We start from the raw sequence: 20772 nt of genomic DNA, 5'->3' as shown, positions 1-20772 counted from the left end.
GTTACGGCTGGACGACGACTTCCTGGGCCGCCGCAACGCCCCCGGCGAGAAGCTCCGCGTCCACCGGCACATTCCGCTTGAGCAGCCCCAGCGCGATCGGCCCCAGCTCGTGATGGCGTACGGCGGTCGTGACGAACCCCAGCTTCCGCCCCTCCGCCCCCTCGGCGGCAAGCTGCAGCGGCGTACCGGCCACCGGCAGGTGCACCTCGCTCCCGTCCAGGTGGAGGAAGACGAGCCGCCGCGGCGGCTTGCCGAGGTTGTGGACGCGGGCGACGGTCTCCTGCCCCCGGTAGCAGCCCTTCTGGAGGTGCACGGCCGTGCCGATCCAGCCCAGCTCGTGCGGGATCGTGCGGTGGTCGGTCTCGAAGCCGAGGCGGGGCCGGTGGGCCTCCACCCGCAGCGCCTCGTACGCGAGGAGCCCGGCCGCCGGGCCGTTGTCCGCCGCGTACGCCTCCAGGCCGGCGCGCGGCAGGAACAGATCGCGCCCGAACGCCGTCTCCCGTACGACGACACCCTCGGGGACCGGGGCGATGGAACCGGCGGGCAGGTGCACGACGGCGAACTCGTCGGTGCGGTCGGCGACTTCGACGCGGTAGAAGAACTTCATGCTCTCCAGGTACGCGATGAGGGCGCCCTGGGTGCCGGGCTCGACGTGCGCCCAGATGGTCTCGCCGTCGTCCACGAGATACAGGGCGTGCTCGATGTGGCCGTTGGCGGAGAGGATCAGCGCTTCGGTGGCCTGGCCGGCGGGCAGCTCGCTGACGTGCTGGGTGAGCAGCAGGTGCAGCCAGCTCAGCCGGTCGGAGCCGGTGACGGTGACCACCCCGCGGTGGGAGAGGTCGACGAAACCGGCGCCGTCGGCGAGGGAACGCTGCTCGCGGAACAGTTCGCCGTAGTGGGCGGCGACGCCTTCGTCCACGCCCTCGGCGGGGACGGCGCCGGGCAGGGACAACAGGGGGCTCTTCATGTTCACAAAGAGTACGACCAGCGGGCGCCGGCTTTTATTTCTGGCCGGGCTCTGCGCTACTCCTGGCGGCACTTCCCGCACTGCCCGAAGATCGCGAAGTGCTTCAGGTCGGTGTCGAAGCCGAAGGTGTCCCGCAGCTTGGCGGTGAACTCCGCGGCCACGGAGGTGTCGGCCTCGATGACGTCCGTGCAGTCCCGGCAGACCAGGTGCAGGTGGTGGTGGCGGTCCGCGAGGTGGTACGTCGGCGCGCCGTGCCCGAGGTGGGCGTGGCTGACCAGGCCCAGCTCCTCCAGGAGCTCCAGGGTGCGGTAGACCGTGGAGATGTTGACCCCCGACGCCGTCCTGCGCACTTCGCTCAGGATGTCGTCGGGGGTCGCGTGCTCCAGGGCGTCGACGGCTTCGAGGACAAGCTGGCGCTGCGGTGTCAGCCGGTAGCCGCGCTGCCGCAGGTCGCTCTTCCAGTCGGAGTCGGTGCTCGCCACGCCGCCAAGTCTAGGTCTACTTGAAGAAAGCGATGCCGTCGTCGGGGAGATCACCGAGATTGCGCGCCATGTCGGCGACCTCCTCGGGCGTGACGACCTTCTTGAGCTGCGCCGACATGTAGGGGCGCAGCGGCACCTCGGGGGTCTGCTTCTCGCCGACCCACATCAGGTCGCCCTTCACATAGCCGTAGAGCCGCTTGCCGCCGGTGTAGGGGCCCGCGGCCGCGGTGCGCGCGACGGCATCCGTGACCAGGTCGATCTGCGGCTTCTTGTCGGCCAGCTCGCCGTACCAGACCTCGACGACACCGTCGTGGCGGACCATGACGACCTCGACCTTCCGGTCCTTGTCGACACGCCAGAAGCCGGACTCGGTCTCCAGCGGCTTCACCTTGTTGCCCTCGGCGTCGAGCACCCAGGTGTACGAGCGGTACTCGATGAAGTCCCGCCCGTCGTGCGTGAAGGAGACCTCCTGGCCGAAGTTCGCCTTCTCGGCGCCGGGGAAGTCGGTGACGCCCGCGCCCGCCCAGTTGCCGAGGAGGAAGGCGAGGGGGACGAGGGAGGGGTTCAGGTCGGACGGAATCTCGATCATGGGAAGCTCAGGCGATCTGTGTGGTCGGGCGACGGGTGGGGGTCAGCGCTGGCCCTGGTACAGCTTCTTCACGGTGAGCCCGGCGAAGGCGAGAACGCCGACGCAGACAAGAACCAGCAGGGCGGAGAAGAAGGCCTCAAGCACGGGGTGCTCCTCGGTGAGCTGTTGGGGCAGGTATCAGAGCCGGTCCCACTGTAGTCGGGCGAAGCCCGTCCCTCTCTGTGAGGGGCCTTACGATGCGGCCATGGCGAAGAAGCTCGTGATCAAGGTGACCGCCGGGGCCGACGCCCCCGAGCGCTGCTCCCAGGCCTTCACGGTGGCGGCCGTGGCCGTGGCCAGCGGGGTGGAGGTGTCGCTGTGGCTGACCGGTGAGTCCTCGTGGTTCGCGCTGCCGGGCCGCGCGGCGGAGTTCGATCTTCCGCATGCCGCGCCGCTGCCGGATCTGATCGGCTCGATCATGGCGGCGGGCCGGATCACGCTCTGCACGCAGTGCGCGGCGCGCCGTGAGATCTCCGAGCAGGATGTCATCCCCGGAGTGCGGATCGCGGGCGCGCAGGTCTTCGTCCAGGAGGCGACGACGGACGGCGTCCAGGCGCTCGTCTACTGACGGGGGCGCCGGCCGTTACTGACGGGGGCGCCGGCCGTCCAGCTCGTCCCACCACTCGTCGGACTTCGGGTCGCCCGACGGGTCGTCCCACCAGCGGTCGTCGGGCCCCCGCCGGTTGGCGACCATGGCGGCGAGCGGCGGTATCACCATCGCCACGACGCACATGCCGACGGCGACGGGGATCGACCAGAGCCGCACGACGCCCCAGGCCAGGACGAACAGGGCGATGCACGTGCCCATCATGACGAAGTAGCTGCGGCGCCGTCGCGCGTACATGTCTCCAGACTAGGCCCGGACACGCCGAAGGGCCGCACCCCGTTCCAGTGGCGTCCAACCCCCTGGGGTGCGGCCCCTCGGCCGTTCTCGGCGCGAGGCGGATCAGACCGCGATCGCGACCTCCGCGAGGCCGCCCTGCTGCGCGACGACCGTGCGGTCGGCCGTGCCGCCGGGGATCAGCGCCCGGACGGTCCAGGTGCCCTCGGCGGCGTAGAAACGGAACTGGCCGGTCGCCGAGGTGGGGACCTCGGCGGTGAACTCGCCGGTCGAGTCGAGCAGGCGCACGTACCCGGTGACGGGCTCGCCGTCGCGGGTCACCTGGCCCTGGATGGTGGTCTCACCGGGCTTGATCGTCGAAGCGTCGGGGCCGCCGGCCTTTGCTCCACACATGTCGTACTCCTGAGGGTCCTGAGATGAGAGGGAGGGGAGGAGGGGGGAGGTCGGGAGCGCTACTTGTTGGCGCCGAGCTCGATCGGCACGCCGACGAGCGAGCCGTACTCGGTCCAGGAGCCGTCGTAGTTCTTGACGTTGGTCTGGCCGAGCAGCTCGTGCAGGACGAACCAGGTCAGGGCCGAGCGCTCACCGATGCGGCAGTAGGCGATGGTGTCCTTGGCGAGGTCGACCTGCTCGGCCTCGTAGAGCGCCTTCAGCTCCTCGTCGGACTTGAAGGTGCCGTCGTCGTTGGCGTTCTTCGACCACGGGATGTTGCGGGCGCTCGGCACGTGGCCGGGGCGCTGCGACTGCTCCTGCGGGAGGTGGGCCGGGGCGAGCAGCTTGCCGCTGAACTCGTCGGGCGAGCGCACGTCGACCAGGTTCTTGGCGCCGATGGCCGCCACGACGTCGTCGCGGAAGGCGCGGATCGAGGTGTCCTGCGGCTTGGCCTTGTACTGGGTGGCCGGACGGTTCGGGACCTCGGAGCCGTCGACCAGGTCGCGGGAGTCCAGCTCCCACTTCTTGCGGCCGCCGTCGAGGAGCTTCACGTCCTGGTGGCCGTAGAGCTTGAAGTACCAGAAGGCGTACGACGCGAACCAGTTGTTGTTGCCGCCGTAGAGGACGACGGTGGAGTCGTTCGCGATGCCCTTCGCCGACAGGAGCTTCTCGAAGCCCTCCTGGTCGACGAAGTCGCGGCGGACCGGGTCCTGGAGGTCCTTGGTCCAGTCGATGCGGACCGCGTTCTTGATGTGGTTCTTGTCGTAGGCGGAGGTGTCCTCGTCGACCTCGACGATGACGACCTTCGGGTCGTCGATGTGGGCCTCGACCCAGTCGGCGTCTACCAGGACGTCGCTGCGGCTCATGTTTCTCTCCTCCGGGGCAGTTACGGCGGTACGGCTGTGCGAGGGGACGTGCGGGTACGCCTGCAAAACGCGGGGAGGCGCGGCGTACGTGCACGGGGGGCGGCCCTGACCGAAGTCGTCGTCGGGCCGGGGGAATACGGGAGTGACGGCTCCCGCTAGACGGGGCGACAGAGCATGGCGGCGACGCGGCACAGGTCTACTGCCCGCCGCTTCGTGAGGTCCGCCTGTCGCTTCATGGTGCCGATCGTAGGGATGCCGGGGCGGCTGTGTCACCGGCGCTCCGCATAGTGAGACACGATCGCCCACCATCTGAGAATGGTTGAAGCCCGCGACCGCCCCGGTGGGGTCGCGGGCTCCCTGTAGCTCGCGTCACATCCGCCCGCCGGACGGCCCCGTCTCGCACTGCGGACAGGGGCCCCGGGAGGGCGGCGGGAATCAGCCGGTGAGGCTCACGTTCGAGCCGGTCACCGACATGTCCACGCCGTCCGGCGCGGCCTCGACGCTCTTCAGCTTGATCCCGGCCGGCAGGTCGTCGATCTTCTGGTCGAAGTCGGTGACGTCCCGGACCATGCCCTCGGGCAGCGGGATGGAGATGCCGAGGACGTCCAGCTTCTTCGGGATCTCGTCGGCGTGCACCTTGATGTGGTCACCCTCGACGCGGACCGAGCTGAGCACGTGGACGGGCTTGGGGAGCTTCGCGCCGCCCTTGCTGACCTCGACCTCGACCTTAATCTTGCCGTTGCCGCCGTCGGAGAGGCCGATGACCTTGCCCTGGGCGCCGAGCGGCAGGTCCACGGGCTCGGACTTGCTCGCCTTCAGCAGCTCGTCGTAGCTGACGCGGGCCGTCCCCGAGGCGGTCGCGGCGGTCGCCGAGCTGTAGTCGCCGGAGAACTTCACGCCCTTCATGCGGGCCTCCAGGTCGGCGATGCGGATCGAGTCGGCGCCGGACTTCGCGTCGTAGTCCTTGATGCCGACCTCCACCTCGTCCAGCTCGCCGCCCGCGACCTGGGTCAGGAAGGGGAAGCCCTTGATGGAGACGTCGGGTTCCTCGGCAAGGCCCTCGTTGGTGCGCAGCTTCTCCGCCGCCTCGCCCTCGGCGAAGTTCACGGCGAGCCGGTCGGCCGCCACGAACAGACCCCCGAGGACCACGACGACGATCAGCAGTATTCGTACGGCGCGCTTGCTCATGTCCGGCGTTCCCCCACCTTGATCCCCCGTGTCGGCTGTCCCCCGCGAGCCTAAAGGACAGGTCCCCGGCCGATGGGGGCGGCCGGGGACCTGTCGTACAGCTGTGACGAACGCTGCGCCGAGGGCGCGGGTCAGCCGATGGCGCGCCCGAGGACGTAGACGGCCGGCGCGGCGGCCGCCAGCGGCAGCGCGACGCCCGCCGTCATGTGCACGAATCTCGACGGGTAGTCGTAACTGGCCACCCGGTGTCCGACCAGCGCGCAGACGCCCGCGCCGAGGGCGAGCAGCGCGCCCTTGGTGCCGAGGTCCGTCATCCCGCCGGCCGCGAGACCGGCCCCGGTGGCCGCGAGCAGCGCGACGACGACGGAGGCGGGCGTGGGCAGCGGCAGCGCGCGGGCGAGGATCGCCGCGGCGACCGCGACACAGCCCACGGTGACGGCGTCGGCGGCGGCCGCGAGGTGCCCGGCCGCGATGATCGCGAGGGCGGCCGACACGACGGTGGCCATCAGCCCGTACATCCGCTCGTCGGCGCCCGCGCGGCTGCGCAGCTGGAGGACCAGCACCAGCAGCACCCACACCCCGAGCGTGCCGAGGATGGCGGCGGGCGCGTGCTCCTTGCCCACGGCCAGCAGCGCGGCGTCGGCGGCGACCCCGCCCAGGAAGGCGAGCGCGATGCCCTGCCGGGCCGGCCACATGCCGTTGAGGCGGAACCAGCCGGCGGCGGTCACGGCCTGGAGGATCACCAGCGGCACGAGCAGCGCGTACTGCCCGACGGCGGCCCCCGCGGCGAGCAGCAGCCCGAGGACCGCGGTCAGGGCGGCGGGCTGCATCCCCGGCTCTATGACGGGCGAGCGCCCCTCGGCGCGGGCCCGCTGGGCGTCGGTGACCCGGGCGTTGCCGGTGGTGGTGGCGCGGCCGTAGGTGGGCCCCTCCTCCGAAGCGGGCGCGGCACTTCGCGCGGCGACCGGTGCCGGCGCCTCGCCCTGGAGGGGCAGGTACGCCGTCTCCGTCACGTCCACCGCCACCGGCGGCTGCGCCTGCGTCTCCCAGGTCTGCCCCTCCCACTGCTGGAGGTACTGGTCCTGGGCGGCGTGCTGCTCATGGCCGTGCGCCTGCGGGTACCGCTCCTGCGGATACCGCTCCTGGGCGTAGGACTGCTGCGGATACGGCTGCTGCGGATACTGCTGCTGCTCCGGATACGGCTGCTGGGCGTACGGCTGCTGCCCGGGGTGAGGCTGCTGCGGATAGGGCTGCTGCGGGTACTGCTGCTGCTCCGGGTAGGGCTGCTGCTGGTACTGCTGCTGCTCGGGATACGGGGAGTGGGGGTGGGGGTGGCGCTGCCCGGAGTACGGGTCGTGACCCTCGTACCCCTCATACCCCTCGTACGGCTGATCGGACATGGCGCTCATCCTCCTGCGAACGGCGGGAGCACCTCGACCGTGCCGCCCTCGGCCAGCCGTACGGTCTCATGCCCGCGGGTACCTACGGGGGCACCGTCGATCAGGAAGGAGCAGCGCCGCAGCACCCGGGCCAGTTCGCCGGGGTGCCGCTCGCGGGCGCCGTCCAGCGCCTCGGCGAGCGTCGTCGCCGCGTACGGCTCCTCGGCGACGCCCGCGGCCGCCTTGGCGGCGGCCCAGTAACGAATGGTGCCGTTCACCATGCGACCTCTCCTCTCAGTCGGCGGTTGCCGACGTCCATGATGCCGTGGCCCACGCCGCGATCCGCCCGGCCAGCTCGTCCGAGACCGCGTGCTCCGCGTGCCCCATGCCTTCTTCCAGCCACAGCTCGGCCCCGTGCGGCGCGGCGGCGGCCAGCGTCCGGGGGTGGTCGAGGGGGAAGTACGGGTCCCCGGTGCCGTGCACGACGAGCAGCGGGGTCGCGCCGATGAGGGGGACGGACTCGACCGGCGAAAGGGGGACGGGGTCCCACTCGTGCGGGTGGATCCGGGTGCGCAGCCCGAGGCGGCCGAGCGCGCGCCCGGCGGGGCGCGTGACGACCCAGTGCAGCCGGCGCATGGGCGCGGTGCCCCGGTAGTACCAGCGCGCCGGGGCGCTCACCGCGACCACCGCGTCCGTCCGCGCTTCCGTGCGCCCCCGGTGCGACGCGGCGTGCCGCAGGACGACGGAACCGCCCATCGAGAAGCCGACGGTCACCACGCGCGCGTGGCCCAGCGAGCGCGCCCACTCCACCGCCGCCGCCAGGTCGAGCACCTCGCGGTCGCCCACCGTGGAGTGCCCGCCGGAGGCCCCGTGGCCCCGGAAGGAAAAGGTGATCACGGCCGCACGCTGGGCGAACACGCCCGCGATGCGGCGCACGTGGGGCCGCGCGAGGTCACCGGTGAAGCCGTGCGCGACGACGATCGCGACCTCGTCCGCGCCCCCGGGACCCGGGTCGTACGCGGCGTCGACGGCGACCCCGTCCGGCGTACGGAGCATGGCGCGCCGTGGAACGCGGGACGACGCTGGAGTGATCGGCGGCACAGAGGATCGCGCCGCTTGACCTGCCGGACCGGAACTCATGTGAGCTATTGTGCTGGGCAGAGGATCCGGGCGACGCAGCCCCCGGGTCCTTTTGTGCTTTCAGGCGCGTCACCGAGCCACCGAGAACACGTACGAAGCAGTGCCGTAAACGCCCGCCGGCTCGCAGGAGCCGGGGGGAGCCCTCCGCAGGGACCGAGGAGGAACCGACGTTATGGGCGAGCGAACCGTGCACGACCGCAGGACAGAGCCGGGGTGGGGCTCCCCCCTGCCCGAGCGGGCCCGACAGCTCGGGGGCGAGACGCGATGAGCTCTCTGCTGCTCCTGACCAATGCCCTCCAGCCGTCGACGGAGGTGCTCCCCGCCCTCGGCCTGCTCCTCCACAACGTGCGCGTCGCCCCGGCGGAAGGGCCCGCCCTCGTCGACACCCCGGGCGCCGACGTCATCCTCGTCGACGGCCGCCGGGGCCTTCCCCAGGTGCGCAGCCTCTGCCAGCTGCTGCGCTCCACCGGACCGGGCTGCCCGCTGGTCCTCGTGGTCACGGAGGGCGGCCTCGCGGCCGTCACCGCGGAGTGGGGCATCGACGACGTGCTCCTGGACACCGCAGGGCCCGCCGAGGTCGAGGCGCGGCTGCGGCTCGCGATGGGCCGCCAGCAGATCACCTCCGACGACTCCCCCATGGAGATCCGCAACGGCGACCTCTCCGTGGACGAGGCGACGTACAGCGCGAAGCTGAAGGGCCGGGTCCTCGACCTGACCTTCAAGGAGTTCGAGCTGCTGAAGTACCTGGCGCAGCACCCGGGCCGGGTCTTCACGCGCGCCCAGCTGCTCCAGGAGGTCTGGGGCTACGACTACTTCGGCGGCACGCGCACGGTCGACGTCCACGTGCGGCGGCTGCGCGCGAAACTCGGCGTCGAGCACGAGTCGCTCATCGGCACCGTCCGCAACGTCGGCTACCGCTTCGTGGTGCCGGAGAAGGTCGAGCGGGCGGCCGAGGAGGAGAAGGCCAAGAAGGAGGCCGAGGAGAAGGCGCAGGAGAAGGCGCGGTCGGCCGCGAAGGCCGGTTCGTAGGAAGCCGCCGTACGGCCTGCCCAGCGGGAGTTCCATCCGCGTAGACTCCGCGCGTGGCCAAGGTGACTCGGGATGACGTGGCGCGACTGGCGGGTACTTCGACCGCCGTCGTCAGCTATGTCATCAACAACGGACCCCGGCCGGTCGCCCCGGCCACGCGCGAGCGTGTACTCGCCGCGATCAAGGAGCTGGGCTACCGCCCGGACCGGGTCGCGCAGGCCATGGCGTCCCGGCGCACGGACCTCATAGGCATGATCGTGCCGGACGCGCGCCAGCCGTTCTTCGCGGAGATGACGCACGCGGTCGAGCAGGCGGCGTCCGAGCGCGGAAAGATGGTCCTCGTCGGCAACTCCGACTACGTGGAGGAGCGCGAGACCCACTATCTGCGCGCCTTCCTCGGCATGCGGGTCTCCGGCCTCATCCTCGTCAGCCACGGCCTGACCGACCAGGCCGCCGCCGAGATAGACGCCTGGGACGCGCGCGTCGTGCTGCTCCACGAGCGGCCCGAGGCCATCGACGACGTCGCGGTGGTCACGGACGACGTGGGCGGCGCGCAGCTCGCCACCCGGCACCTGCTCGAACACGGCCACGAGTACGTCGCCTGCCTCGGCGGCATGGCCGGGACCCCGACCGTCGGCGACCCCGTCTCCGACCACGTCGAGGGCTGGCGGCGCGCCATGCGGGAGGCCGGCCGGTCGGTGGAGGGGCGCCTCTTCGAAGCCCCGTACAACCGCTACGACGCCTACCAGGTCGGCCTGGAGCTGCTCGCCGGGCCCGACCGGCCCACCGCCATCTTCTGCTCCACGGACGACCAGGCGATCGGCGTGCTGCGGGCCGCGCGGGAGCTGCGCATCGACGTACCCGGCGAGCTGGCCGTCGCCGGCTTCGACGACGTCAAGGAGGCGGGCCTGACCGATCCGCCGCTGACCACGGTGGCCTCCGACCGGCCCGCGATGGCCCGCGCCGCGGTGGACCTCGTCCTGGACGACGGCCTGCGCGTGGCCGGCTCCCGCCGGGAGCGCCTGAAGCTGTTCCCCTCGCGGCTGGTCGTACGCCAGTCCTGCGGCTGCCGGTGAGCACTCCGGCGGGGACGCCCGCGTAGCCGCCTCGCCCCGGGCCCGGCAAGCGGCACCCCGGGCTTTATATGGGGCATACGCACTTCTGCCGGGCTTCTCAGGACGTACTCAGGCAGCTCTCATGTGCGCCGGTCACTCTCGAAGGCATGACCGAGACCTTCCGCCACAGCGGCGAGTACCCCACGCAGCAGCCGTCCGCGCCGGTGCACCACGGCGGTACGCAGGGCGCGTACCCGCCCCCGCCCGCCTACGCGCCGGAGGCGACCCGGGCCATCCCCACCCTCCCGAGGAACCGCCGCGCCAAGCGCCCCGCGGCCCTGCTCGCCGCGGTGGCCATCGCGGCCGCGGCCGTCGGCGGCGGCACCGCGTACGCCGTGCAGACCCTGACGGACCAGGGCGCCACCACCACCTCCGCGACCAGCACCGCCGTCGTGCCGGCCGGCAAGCGGGGCACCGTCTCCGGGGTCGCGCAGGCCGTCGCGCCCAGCATCGTGGAGATCAGCGCCACCACCGCCCAGGGCAAGTCCACCGGCTCCGGGGTCATCACCAGGAGCGACGGCGAGATCGTCACCAACAACCACGTCGTCTCCGGCGCCACCTCGATCAAGGTGCGGACGAACGACGGCAAGACGTACGACGCCGAGCTCGTCGGCACCGACAGCAAGAAGGACCTCGCGCTCATCCAGCTGAAGAACGCCTCCGGGCTGAAGCCGGCGACCTTCGGCGACTCCGACGGCGTCAAGGTCGGTGACGAGGTCGTCGCCATCGGCTCCCCCGAGGGCCTGACCGGCACCGTCACCAGCGGCATCGTCTCCGCGCTCGACCGGGACGTGACCGTCCCCACCGGCGAGGGGCAGGAACAGCAGCAGGGGCCCCGGGGCGGCTGGCCCTTCGAGTTCGGCGGGCAGGAGTTCAACGGCGACACCGGCTCGTCCAAGACCACGTACAAGGCCCTCCAGACCGACGCCTCGCTCAACCCCGGCAACTCCGGCGGCGCCCTCATCGACATGAACGGCAACGTCATCGGCATCAACTCCGCGATGTACTCGCCCGCTTCGTCGGCGCAGGCCGGCGGCGACGCCGCGTCCGGCAGCGTCGGCCTCGGCTTCGCCATCCCGGTCAACACGGTCAAGGCCGACCTCGACACCCTCCGCTCCGGCGCCACGGACTGACCCCGGCCACCTCCGCGTGCGAGGCTGATACGGCCCCGTTTTCGCCCCCTTACCCGAGGAAGTCCGAAGCCCATGAGCCCCGCCGAAGGCGACCGCGCCGGTGACCGCGAGCAGCAGCGCATCCTGATCGTGGACGACGAGCCCGCCGTGCGGGAGGCGCTGCAACGCAGTCTCGCCTTCGAGGGGTACGGCACGCAGGTCGCCGTGGACGGCGCCGACGCGCTGGAGAAGGCCGCCGCGCACCGCCCCGACCTCGTCGTACTCGACATCCAGATGCCCCGCATGGACGGCCTGACCGCCGCCCGCAGGCTCCGCGCCGGCGGATCGACCACGCCGATCCTGATGCTGACCGCGCGCGACACGGTCGGCGACCGCGTCACCGGGCTCGACGCGGGCGCCGACGACTACCTGGTCAAGCCGTTCGAACTGGACGAGCTGTTCGCCCGCATCCGCGCGCTCCTGCGGCGCAGCTCGTACGCCGCCGGCGCGGGGCGGGCCGAGGAGGGCGACACCCTCGCCTTCGCCGACCTGCGCATGGACCTGGCGACGCGCGAGGTCACGCGGGGCGGGCGCACCGTGGAGCTGACCCGCACGGAGTTCACCCTCCTGGAGATGTTCCTCGCCCACCCCCGGCAGGTCCTGACCCGCGAGCAGATCCTCAAGGCCGTCTGGGGCTTCGACTTCGAGCCCACCTCCAACTCCCTGGACGTCTACGTCATGTACCTGCGCCGCAAGACGGAGGCGGGCGGCGAGCCCCGCCTCGTGCACACCGTGCGGGGCGTCGGCTATGTCCTGAGGGGCGGCGAGTGAGCGGGCCCGTCCGGCGGTTCCGGGGGCTGCCGCTGCGCTCGCGGCTGGCGTTGCTCGTCACCGTCGCCGTGGCCCTCGCGGTCGCGGCGGTCGCCGTCTCCTGCTGGGTGCTGACCCGCGCCCAGCTGCGCGGCCAGCTGGACGACTCGCTGCGCAGCCTGAACGTCGGCCGCGTCTACCTGGACGTCACGGCCGCCGAGTGCAACGACGACCGCACCCGCCCCAACGCCGAGACGTCCCCCGGCACCACCACCGTCTTCGTCCAGATCGTCCAGGCGGACGGCTCCCGCTGCGTGGGCCGCGGCTCCACCCCCGTGGTCGTCCAGGACAGCGACGTCGAAGTGGCCCAGCACCTGCGGCCCCAGGCCCTGCACGACGCCAGGACCGACGACGGGGCGGCGGTGCGCGTCCTGACCCAGGTGGACCCCGACGGCCGCTACACGGTGTCCCTGGCCCGCCCGCTCTCCGAGATCGACGAACCCCTCAACAAGCTGGCCCTGCTGCTCACCGCCGTCGGCGGCATCGGCATCCTCGGCGCGGGCGCCGCCGGCCTCTGGGTGGCGCGCACCGGTCTGCGCCCGGTGGACCGGCTCACCGAGGCCGTGGAACACGTGGCCCGCACCGAGGACCTCGACCTGCGCATCCCCGTGGACGGCCACGACGAGATCGCCCGCCTGTCGGAGTCCTTCAACTCCATGACCGCCTCGCTGGCCTCCTCCCGCGACCTCCAGCAGCAGCTCATCGCCGACGCCGGCCACGAGCTGCGCACCCCGCTGACCTCCCTGCGCACCAACATCGAGCTGCTCGCCCGCAGCGAGGACACCGGCCGGGCCATCCCGCCCGACGACCGCCGGGCCCTGCTCGCCTCCGTCAAGGCCCAGATGACGGAGCTGGCCTCACTGATCGGCGATCTACAGGAACTGTCCCGGCCGGACGCGGGCCACGGCGGCGGCAAGGTGCAGGTGATCGCCCTGCACGACCTGGTGGAGACCGCCCTGGAGCGGGCCCGCCTGCGCGGCCCCGAACTGACCTTCGCCGCCGACCTCGCGCCCTGGTACGTCCGCGCGGAACCGGCCGCCCTGGAGCGCGCCGTCGTCAACCTCCTGGACAACGCGGTCAAGTTCGGCCCGTCGGGATCGACCATCGAAGTGGGCCTGCGGGGCGGCGAACTGACGGTGCGCGACCACGGCCCCGGCATCGCCGCCGACGAACTCCCCCACGTCTTCGACCGCTTCTGGCGCTCGCCGTCCGCCCGCAGCCTGCCGGGCTCCGGCCTCGGCCTGTCCATCGTGGACCGCACGGTGCGCCAGTCCGGCGGCGAGGTGACGCTGGCCGCGGCGGACGGCGGCGGCACGGTGGCCTCCGTCCGCCTCCCGGGAGCGTCGACGCCCCCGCCCAGCGAACTCCCCTGAGCGAGCCGGTAGGGCCTACCGGCCTACGGCGCGAAGCCGAGGCCCGTCCCGGTCAGCCGCACGCGGATGCCCTCCTTCTCCACGGTCACGTCCCGCAGCGCCACCGTCCCCTCGCCCGGCAGCTTCGGCAGTTGGAACGCGAGGGTGAGGCGGTCGGCGAGGGCGGGGCGGGTGAGCTGGGCGAGGCCCTTGAGCAGGGCGGGGTCCAGGCCGAGCTTCTTCAGCAGCGCGGGGTGGCCCATCGCCACGTCGATGAGGTTCAGGCCCATCACGTCGTCCACGAACTCGGGTGACCCGGTGAGTTCGCCCAGCTTGGCGTCGCTCTTGAGGGCCTTGCGCACGACGGAGTCGGGAACGCCGAGCCGCTTCACGATGGCGGGGACGGACAGCAGCGCCTTCGCCTTCGCCGTCTCCTTGGCCACCCGGTCGGCGGAACTGCGCGACAGGTGCAGGCCCTCCTTCTCGCGGGTGCCCGGCCGGTACGTCGCGAGGTCGCCCAGTTGCAGGCTCATGCCGCCGATGTCGGTGGAGATCCCGCGCTCGCCGTTGCGCTGGATACGGGCGTCGGCGCGCACCTTCAGGTCGTGCCCGGCGACGGGCAGCGTGCCGCGCGCGAGGACCTGGTCGCGGCCCCTACCGGTGAACGTGACCTGGGAGGCGCCCAGTTCGCGGTTGAGGTCGTCGAAGGAGAGCAGCACCTCGCCGTCCATCGCGCCGATGCGGGCGCCCTTGATGGAGGTGGGCCCATCCCCGAGGAGCGTGACGTCCGTGGCGGTCGCGGAGACCTTGGCGAGCGAGACGCGGTCGGCGGCGACGTCCGGGACGGTCACCTTCACCCGGTCCAGGCGCTGGTCGAGGACCTGGGTGAGGAACGGGAACCCCTCGATGTCGACCTCGGGCGCCGCGCTCAGGTCCAGCTGCTGCTTGAACTTCTCCGCCGCCTCGTGCTCGGCGTAGAGCAGCGCCCAGCGGTCGCCGAGGGCGAGGAACGCGGTGGCGACGAGGACGGCCACCAGGGCCTTCGCGGCGAGCGGCAGCCGGGCGAAACGGCGGCGGGCCCTGCCCCGGCCCTTGCCCCGGCCGCGACCCCGGCGGCGACTGCCCCGCCGGTGGTTGGGCGGCTCCCAAGGCGCTTCCGCATCGGCCGACTTGTCCTCGTGGAGGAACTCCTCCAGGGGGTTCGGAGCGAGGTCGGCCAGCTCGTCGTACGGGTTGCGGTAGGGCTTTACCGGGGTTTCGACGGGCCGGTTCGGGGATCCGGCGGGCCGATCCGTGGCACCGGCGGGCCGGCTCGGGGTTCCGGCGGGTTGGTTGGGGGTGCTGTAGGGCTGGTCCGGGGGCGGTTGCGGGGTTATGCGGTGGGGGGAACGCATCAGATGATCTCACCATACGTTCACACCCCACCCCAAGCTCTACCTCCGGTAAGCGCCGAGGTGAGCGCTACTTCACGATCGTGATCCGGTCCGCCTTCGGCGGCGCGATCGGCTTGGCCGCCGAGGAGTTGGCGGTCAGATAGTCGTTGAACGCCTTCAGGTCGTCGGCGCCGACGAGCGGCTTCGCGCCCTTGCCCAGCTCGGGCAGGCCGTCGCCGCCGCCCGCGAGGAAGGAGTTCAGCGCGACGCGGTAGGTGGCCGACGGATCAAGCGCCTTGCCGTTCAGCTTGATCGAGTCGGTGACGACCCGGTCGGCCCCCGTCTTCGTCATGTCCAGCGTGTACGTCAGTCCGTCCGACACCTGGAGGATCTTCGGGGAGGCCTCGTTGGCGCCGCTGACCTGCTGCTTCAGGGCGGTGACGAGCTGCGCGCCGGTCAGGTCGACGAGGTTGACGGTGTTGCTGAAGGGCTGCACGGTGAACGCCTCGCCGTAGGTGACGACGCCGTCGCCCTCACCGCCGCTCGCCTTGTGGACGAGGTCGGAGCGGATGCCCCCGGGGTTCATCAGCGCCAGGTCGGCCTCGGGGTCCAGGGACTTGGCGTGCGCGAGCTGCGCGTCCGCGATCAGGTCGCCCAGCGGGGACTCGGGCACGCCCGCGCCCCGGCCGGGGATGTCACCGGCGATGTAACCGACGGGCCGGTTCGCGACGGGCGCGGCCAGCTTGTCCCAGCGGTTGATCAGCGAGGTCATGTCGGGGGCCTTGGCCTGCTCCCGGCTCACCACGTGGTTCGCGGACCGCACGCTCGTCCGGACGATGTCCTTGGTCCTGCGGTCGTACGTGAGCGTGGTGTCCGTGTAGAGCTTCCCGTAGGAGGACGCCGAGGTCACCATGCGGGGCTTGCCCGAGGGGTCCGGGATCGTGCAGACGTACGCGGCGTGCGTGTGCCCGGTGACGAGCGCGTCGACCTTGGGCGTGATGCCCTTGGCGATGTCGGTGATGGGCCCGGAGATGCCGTCACCCGCGCCCGGCGAGTCGCAGTCGTAGTTGTACGTCTGGCTCGCGGGGGCGCCGCCCTCGTGGATGAGCGTGACGATGGACTTCACGCCCTGCCGGTCGAGGATCTTCGCGTACTTGTTGACGGTCTCGATCTCGTCGTGGAACTTCAGGCCTTTGACGCCGTCGGCGGAGACGATGTTCGGGGTGCCTTCGAGGGTGACGCCGATGAAGCCGACCTTCACGCCCTTGTGCTTCCACACCCAGTAGGGCTTGAGGATGGGCTTGCCGGTCTTCTCGTCCGTGACGTTCGCGGCGAGGTAGGGGTAGTCGGCGCCCTCGAACTCCTTGGGCCTGCCGGCCTTGTCCTTCTCGAAGCAGCCGTCCTTGGGGTGGCAGCCGCCGTACTGCATGCGGGCCAGTTCCTTGGCACCCTCGTCGAACTCGTGGTTGCCGACGCTGGTGACGTCCAGGTCCAGCTTGTTCATCGCCTGGATCGTGGGCTCGTCGTGGAAGAGGCCGGAGAGCAGCGGGCTGGCGCCTATGAGGTCACCGGCGGCCGCGGTGACGCTGTAGGGGTGCGTCTTGCGGGCGGTGCGCAGGGACGTGGCGAGGTACTCGACGCCACCGGCGTCGATCTTCTTCTCGGTGCCGTCGTGCTGCTTCTCCGTGACCTGGCCGGACGAGCCGGCGGGCGGCTGGAGGTTGCCGTGGAAGTCGTTGAACGACAGGAGCTGCACGTCCACCGTGCGCTTCCCGCCGCCCTCGCCCCCGCCCGCGTGGGCCTGTCCCGCGCTCGCGGGAAGGGCGGCGGCCAGCGCGCCGATGGTGGCGAGCGAGGCGGCCGCGGCGAGTACGCGCGTGGCGCGGCGTCCGGGCCGTGGCCCGCGGGGCCGGGATGTGGCTGACACGTGTCCCCCTGGGGATGGTGTGAGACGACTGGAAGGGCGATTCCGCCGAGCGCAGCCTAGAGTCAACGCGCGTAGCGCAACAGGGGGTTACGGGTTACGAGGTGGTTGCCATCGGGAGCGATACGGGCACTTCGCCCGATGTCCGGTTCTTCCCCCTCGGAGGGGTACGTGACCCGGCGCCCCGGACGGCACGGTTCCGGACCGTTCCAGCCGCCCTCCCGTCGCCGCTCGCCGTACCCTCGACCCATGACTGACGACCGGCCCGCCCAGGCTCCCGCCCCCCTCCGGAAGATCGACACCCTCGCCGCCCTCGACCCCGCGCAGGCCGACGCCGTGCTCGCGCTGCTCGCGGAGGCCGCCCGCACCGACGGGCAGCAGGCGGTGTCCGAGCAGGGGCGGTTGCAGCTCCGCGGCGGGGCACGGGAGGGGGTGCGGCACCTGCTGCTCGGCGTCGGCGACGAACTCGTCGGGTACGCGCAGCTGGAGGACACCGACCCGGTGGAGGCCCCGGCCGCCGAACTCGTCGTCCACCCCTCCTGCCGCGGCCGCGGCCACGGCCGGGCGCTCGGCAGCGCGCTGCTCGGCGAGTCCGGGCGGCGGCTGCGCGTGTGGGCGCACGGCGGGCACTCCGCCGCCCGGCACCTGGCCCAGGTCCTCGGCCTCAGCCTCTTCCGCGAACTGCGGCAGATGCGCAGGCCGTTGGCGGACCTGGACCTGCCGGAACCGGTCTTCCCGGCGGGCGTGTCCGTACGTGCCTTCGTGCCCGGGCAGGACGACGCGGCCTGGCTCGCGGTGAACGCCGAGGCCTTCGCCCACCACCCCGAGCAGGGCTCCCTCACCCAGCGCGACCTGGACGCCCGCAAGGCGGAGCCGTGGTTCGACCCGGCCGGCTTCTTCCTCGCCGAGAAGGACGGGGAGCTGATCGGCTTCCACTGGACGAAGGTGCACGCGCAGGAGAACCTCGGCGAGGTGTACGTCGTCGGGGTGCGCCCCGGCGCCCAGGGCGGCGGCCTCGGCAAGGCCCTGACGACGACGGGCCTGCGCCACCTCGCGAAGGCCGGCCTGCCGACCGCGATGCTGTACGTGGACGCGGACAACAAGGCGGCCGTGAGCGTCTACGAGCGCCTCGGCTTCGTGACCCACGAGACGGATCTGATGTACCGCACGGAGTCCTGACCAGCACTTTTCCCCCAGACCGTACGACCCGAGGGGCGGCGCCCATTGACGCCGCCCCTTCGCCGGATCGCCCGACAGGCCCTGCCCCCAGCCTGTCGGAGCCCGGGCGACAAGCTGCCCACGGCGCGCGAGGTCGTCGAGGCGCCGTCGGAGAACTGGCCGACACGGGCCACCACTTGCCCCGCGACCGGAGGCCGATTCCAGATCGACGGAGGCAGCCATGACCTCGCCACCGCGCGTGCTTTGGTGACAGGCACACGCCCGGCCGCCCCTCGTGCCCGACGCTGTGAGGCCCGCACTGAGTGGATATGCGGGAGCACCGCACCGCGCCCCACGGTGGCCGGCATCGTCCTCGCCCTCGCGGCCGCCGCCGCGTACGCCGCCTTCCGTCTGCTCCGCCGCCGGACGGCCTGACCTCTACGATCGGCGGAAGGCCCCGTGCCGCGAGGATGCCCGGAGGCCTTCCGTCGATGTCCCGCACGTCATGTCTCCGTAACCACTGATTCAGACAGGCTTGCGACGCTCGCCCAATGACGCCCGCCGTGCCCGACCCGCCACCGGCGAACGCGCCGGAGAACGACCGGCCGCGCCTCGCTCCCGCGCTCTCCGACGCGCCCATCGGCGTGAGCGCGCGGAACAATGGGCACATGAGCCAGCCGAACCCGCAGGGACAGGTCCAGCACGCCCAGCCTTCCGTCGGATCCATCGCGGCGCACAGGCCGCACACCATCGCCGCCACCATCTCCGACCTGGCGCCGGACATCGACGCCGACCTCGACGCGTACGACGAGGACTCCCAGGTGGGGCACGACGGCGTCGAGCTGCCGCAGGGGCGCTTCCTGGACCGGGAGCGCAGCTGGCTCGCGTTCAACGAACGCGTCCTGGAACTGGCCGAGGACCCGCAGACCCCCCTCCTCGAACGGGCGAACTTCCTCGCGATCTTCGCCTCGAACCTCGACGAGTTCTTCATGGTCCGCGTCGCCGGCCTCAAGCGCCGCATCGCGACCGGCGTCGCCACCCGTTCCGCCTCCGGGCTCCAGCCCCGCGAGGTCCTCGAACTCATCTGGAACCGCTCCCGCGAACTCATGGCCCGGCACGCCGCCTGCTACCACGACGACGTGGCGCCCGGCCTCGCCGACGAGGGCATCCAGCTGGTGCGCTGGCACGAGCTGACCGAGAAGGAGCAGTCCCGGCTCTTCACCCTCTTCCGGCAGCAGATCTTCCCCGTCCTGACCCCGCTGGCCGTCGACCCCGCGCACCCCTTCCCGTACATCTCGGGACTCTCGCTGAACCTCGCCGTGGTCGTGCGCAACCCGGTGTCCGGCCACCACCACTTCGCACGTGTGAAGGTCCCGCCGCTGCTCTCCCGCTTCCTGGAGGCCTCCCCCCAGCGCTACGTCCCCATAGAGGACGTCATCGCCGCTCCAGCCCACCTCCAGGAGCTGTTCCCGGGCATGGAGATCCAGGAGCACCACATGTTCCGGCTCACCAGGAACGAGGACCTGGAGGTCGAGGAGGACGACGCGGAGAACCTCCTCCAGGCCCTGGAGAAGGAGCTGATGCGGCGCCGCTTCGGGCCCCCGGTGCGCCTGGAGGTCGAGGAGAGCATCGCCCCGAACGTCCTGAGCCTGCTGGTGCGCGAGCTGAAGATCAGCGAGGCCGAGGTCTATCCGCTGCCCGGCCCGCTCGACCTCACCGGCCTCTTCAGCATCGCCAAGCTGGACCGGCCCGAGCTGAAGTACCCCAAGTTCGTGGCCGGCACCCACCGCGACCTCGCCGAGGTCGAGTCGGCGTCCGCGCCCGACATCTTCGCTGCCCTTCGCGAACGCGACGTACTCCTGCACCACCCGTACGACTCCTTCTCCACGTCCGTGCAGGCGTTCTTGGAGCAGGCGGCGGCCGACCCCGACGTCCTCGCCATCAAGCAGACGCTGTACCGCACCTCGGGCGACTCCCCGATAGTCGACGCGCTCATCGACGCCGCCGAGTCCGGCAAGCAGGTCCTCGTCCTGGTCGAGATCAAGGCCCGCTTCGACGAGCAGGCCAACATCAAGTGGGCGCGGAAGCTGGAGGAGGCCGGCTGCCACGTCGTCTACGGCATCGTCGGCCTGAAGACCCACTGCAAGCTCTCCCTCGTCGTACGCCAGGAGGGCGACACCCTCGTCCGCTACTCGCACGTGGGCACCGGCAACTACCACCCGAAGACCGCCCGCCTCTACGAGGACCTCGGCCTGCTCACCTCCAACGCGGAGGTCGGCGCGGACCTCTCCGACCTCTTCAACCGCCTCTCCGGCTACTCGCGGCGCGAGACCTACCGCCGGCTGCTGGTGGCCCCCAAGTCCCTGCGCGACGGCCTCGTCTCGCGCATCGACAAGGAGATCCAGCACCACCGCGCGGGCCGCCCCGCCTACGTCCGCATCAAGGTCAACTCCATGGTCGACGAGGCGATCATCGACTCGCTGTACCGCGCCTCGCAGGCCGGCGTCGAGGTGGACGTGTGGGTGCGCGGCATCTGCGCGGTCCGGCCCGGCGTCGCGGGGCTCTCCGAGAACATCCGCGTACGATCCGTCCTCGGCCGCTTCCTGGAGCACTCCCGCCTCTTCGCCTTCGGCAACGGCGGCGAACCGGAGGTGTGGATCGGCAGCGCCGACATGATGCACCGCAATCTCGACCGCCGTATCGAGGCGCTGGTCAGGGTCCAGGACCCGGCGCACCGAGCGGCCCTCGGCCGGCTCCTGGAGACCGGCATGTCGGACACCACCGCCTCCTGGCACCTGGGCGCGGACGGCAACTGGACCCGCCACTCGGTGGACCAGGACGGCCAGCCCCTGCGGAACGTGCAGGAGATGCTCATAGACGCCCGGAGGCGCCGGCGTGGCACAGCGAAACCCTGAG

General features: G+C 71.7%; 21 protein-coding genes. 8 read left to right on the top strand and 13 right to left on the bottom strand.

Annotated elements, in window-relative coordinates:
• Position 1: 1 nt before the first annotated feature.
• The 3 genes from ygfZ to ACZ516_RS15395 are packed head-to-tail and all read right to left on the bottom strand — an operon-like array spanning position 2 to position 2038.
• Complete coding sequence (gene ygfZ / locus ACZ516_RS15405) at positions 2-967, bottom strand: CAF17-like 4Fe-4S cluster assembly/insertion protein YgfZ (protein WP_358698815.1); 966 nt, start codon at positions 965-967, stop codon at positions 2-4.
• 56 nt (positions 968-1023) lie between these two features.
• Positions 1024-1449, bottom strand: coding sequence for a Fur family transcriptional regulator (locus ACZ516_RS15400; protein ID WP_358584826.1), 426 nt, complete (start codon positions 1447-1449; stop codon positions 1024-1026).
• Between the two features lie 16 nt (positions 1450-1465).
• Positions 1466-2038 carry a heme-binding beta-barrel domain-containing protein gene (locus ACZ516_RS15395; RefSeq protein WP_469010530.1) on the bottom strand — a complete coding sequence of 191 codons (573 nt, stop codon included), beginning with the start codon at positions 2036-2038 and terminating at the stop codon, positions 1466-1468.
• Between the two features lie 244 nt (positions 2039-2282).
• Between ACZ516_RS15395 and ACZ516_RS15390 the strand changes: the two genes are divergently transcribed.
• Positions 2283-2645: a DsrE family protein gene (locus ACZ516_RS15390; protein WP_358584823.1), complete on the top strand. Its 363-nt coding sequence runs from the start codon at positions 2283-2285 to the stop codon at positions 2643-2645.
• Positions 2646-2660: 15 nt separating this feature from the next.
• Here ACZ516_RS15390 and ACZ516_RS15385 read toward each other — a convergent pair whose 3' ends face one another.
• From ACZ516_RS15385 to ACZ516_RS15350, 8 genes are all read right to left on the bottom strand, one after another.
• The gene (locus ACZ516_RS15385; RefSeq protein WP_205036447.1) at positions 2661-2921 is read right to left on the bottom strand and encodes a DUF3099 domain-containing protein; all 261 of its coding nucleotides are present in this window, start codon (positions 2919-2921) and stop codon (positions 2661-2663) included.
• 102 nt (positions 2922-3023) lie between these two features.
• Positions 3024-3311 (bottom strand): DUF1416 domain-containing protein, encoded by a 288-nt coding sequence (locus ACZ516_RS15380; protein ID WP_358584821.1) that lies wholly within the window; start codon positions 3309-3311, stop codon positions 3024-3026.
• Positions 3312-3370: 59 nt separating this feature from the next.
• A complete protein-coding gene (locus ACZ516_RS15375; RefSeq protein WP_358584820.1) occupies positions 3371-4216 on the bottom strand; it encodes a sulfurtransferase in 846 nt (281 codons plus the stop codon).
• A 155-nt stretch (positions 4217-4371) separates the two neighbouring features.
• On the bottom strand, positions 4372-4452 hold the full coding sequence (locus ACZ516_RS15370) for an Ms5788A family Cys-rich leader peptide (RefSeq protein WP_351229977.1): 81 nt from the start codon (positions 4450-4452) through the stop codon (positions 4372-4374).
• Between the two features lie 199 nt (positions 4453-4651).
• Positions 4652-5404 carry an LmeA family phospholipid-binding protein gene (locus tag ACZ516_RS15365; RefSeq protein WP_358698813.1) on the bottom strand — a complete coding sequence of 251 codons (753 nt, stop codon included), beginning with the start codon at positions 5402-5404 and terminating at the stop codon, positions 4652-4654.
• 131 nt (positions 5405-5535) lie between these two features.
• Positions 5536-6804 carry a hypothetical protein gene (locus ACZ516_RS15360; protein WP_469010527.1) on the bottom strand — a complete coding sequence of 423 codons (1269 nt, stop codon included), beginning with the start codon at positions 6802-6804 and terminating at the stop codon, positions 5536-5538.
• A 5-nt stretch (positions 6805-6809) separates the two neighbouring features.
• A complete protein-coding gene (locus tag ACZ516_RS15355; RefSeq protein WP_358584814.1) occupies positions 6810-7064 on the bottom strand; it encodes a MoaD/ThiS family protein in 255 nt (84 codons plus the stop codon).
• A 13-nt stretch (positions 7065-7077) separates the two neighbouring features.
• Entirely contained in the window at positions 7078-7923 is an 846-nt protein-coding gene (locus ACZ516_RS15350) for an alpha/beta hydrolase (RefSeq protein ID WP_469010526.1), read from the bottom strand.
• Positions 7924-8187: 264 nt separating this feature from the next.
• On the opposite strand from ACZ516_RS15350, the gene ACZ516_RS15345 reads away from it, so the two are divergent.
• From ACZ516_RS15345 to ACZ516_RS15325, 5 genes are all read left to right on the top strand, one after another.
• On the top strand, positions 8188-8952 hold the full coding sequence (locus ACZ516_RS15345) for a response regulator transcription factor (protein ID WP_469010525.1): 765 nt from the start codon (positions 8188-8190) through the stop codon (positions 8950-8952).
• 53 nt (positions 8953-9005) lie between these two features.
• A complete protein-coding gene (locus ACZ516_RS15340) occupies positions 9006-10028 on the top strand; it encodes a LacI family DNA-binding transcriptional regulator (protein WP_320590568.1) in 1023 nt (340 codons plus the stop codon).
• 146 nt (positions 10029-10174) lie between these two features.
• On the top strand, positions 10175-11200 hold the full coding sequence (locus tag ACZ516_RS15335; RefSeq protein WP_469010523.1) for a S1C family serine protease: 1026 nt from the start codon (positions 10175-10177) through the stop codon (positions 11198-11200).
• Between the two features lie 72 nt (positions 11201-11272).
• On the top strand, positions 11273-12010 hold the full coding sequence (locus ACZ516_RS15330) for a response regulator transcription factor (RefSeq protein ID WP_358584807.1): 738 nt from the start codon (positions 11273-11275) through the stop codon (positions 12008-12010).
• Complete coding sequence (locus ACZ516_RS15325; protein ID WP_361083489.1) at positions 12007-13422, top strand: sensor histidine kinase; 1416 nt, start codon at positions 12007-12009, stop codon at positions 13420-13422. Before ACZ516_RS15330 ends, ACZ516_RS15325 begins: the two co-directional genes overlap by 4 nt.
• Positions 13423-13445: 23 nt before the next feature.
• Here ACZ516_RS15325 and ACZ516_RS15320 read toward each other — a convergent pair whose 3' ends face one another.
• Entirely contained in the window at positions 13446-14795 is a 1350-nt protein-coding gene (locus tag ACZ516_RS15320) for an LmeA family phospholipid-binding protein (protein WP_469010521.1), read from the bottom strand.
• A gap of 67 nt (positions 14796-14862) precedes the next feature.
• Positions 14863-16701 (bottom strand): bifunctional metallophosphatase/5'-nucleotidase, encoded by a 1839-nt coding sequence (locus ACZ516_RS15315; RefSeq protein WP_358913140.1) that lies wholly within the window; start codon positions 16699-16701, stop codon positions 14863-14865.
• Between the two features lie 246 nt (positions 16702-16947).
• Between ACZ516_RS15315 and mshD the strand changes: the two genes are divergently transcribed.
• The gene (gene mshD, locus ACZ516_RS15310) at positions 16948-17877 is read left to right on the top strand and encodes a mycothiol synthase (RefSeq protein WP_361083485.1); all 930 of its coding nucleotides are present in this window, start codon (positions 16948-16950) and stop codon (positions 17875-17877) included.
• A 530-nt stretch (positions 17878-18407) separates the two neighbouring features.
• A complete protein-coding gene (locus ACZ516_RS15305) occupies positions 18408-20771 on the top strand; it encodes an RNA degradosome polyphosphate kinase (protein ID WP_469010520.1) in 2364 nt (787 codons plus the stop codon).
• Position 20772: the final 1 nt, after the last annotated feature.

The organism is Streptomyces sp. NPDC034037, assembly GCF_055575715.1.
Note: the sequence above shows the minus strand (reverse complement) of the source record. Positions and strands in the feature narration are given on the sequence as shown.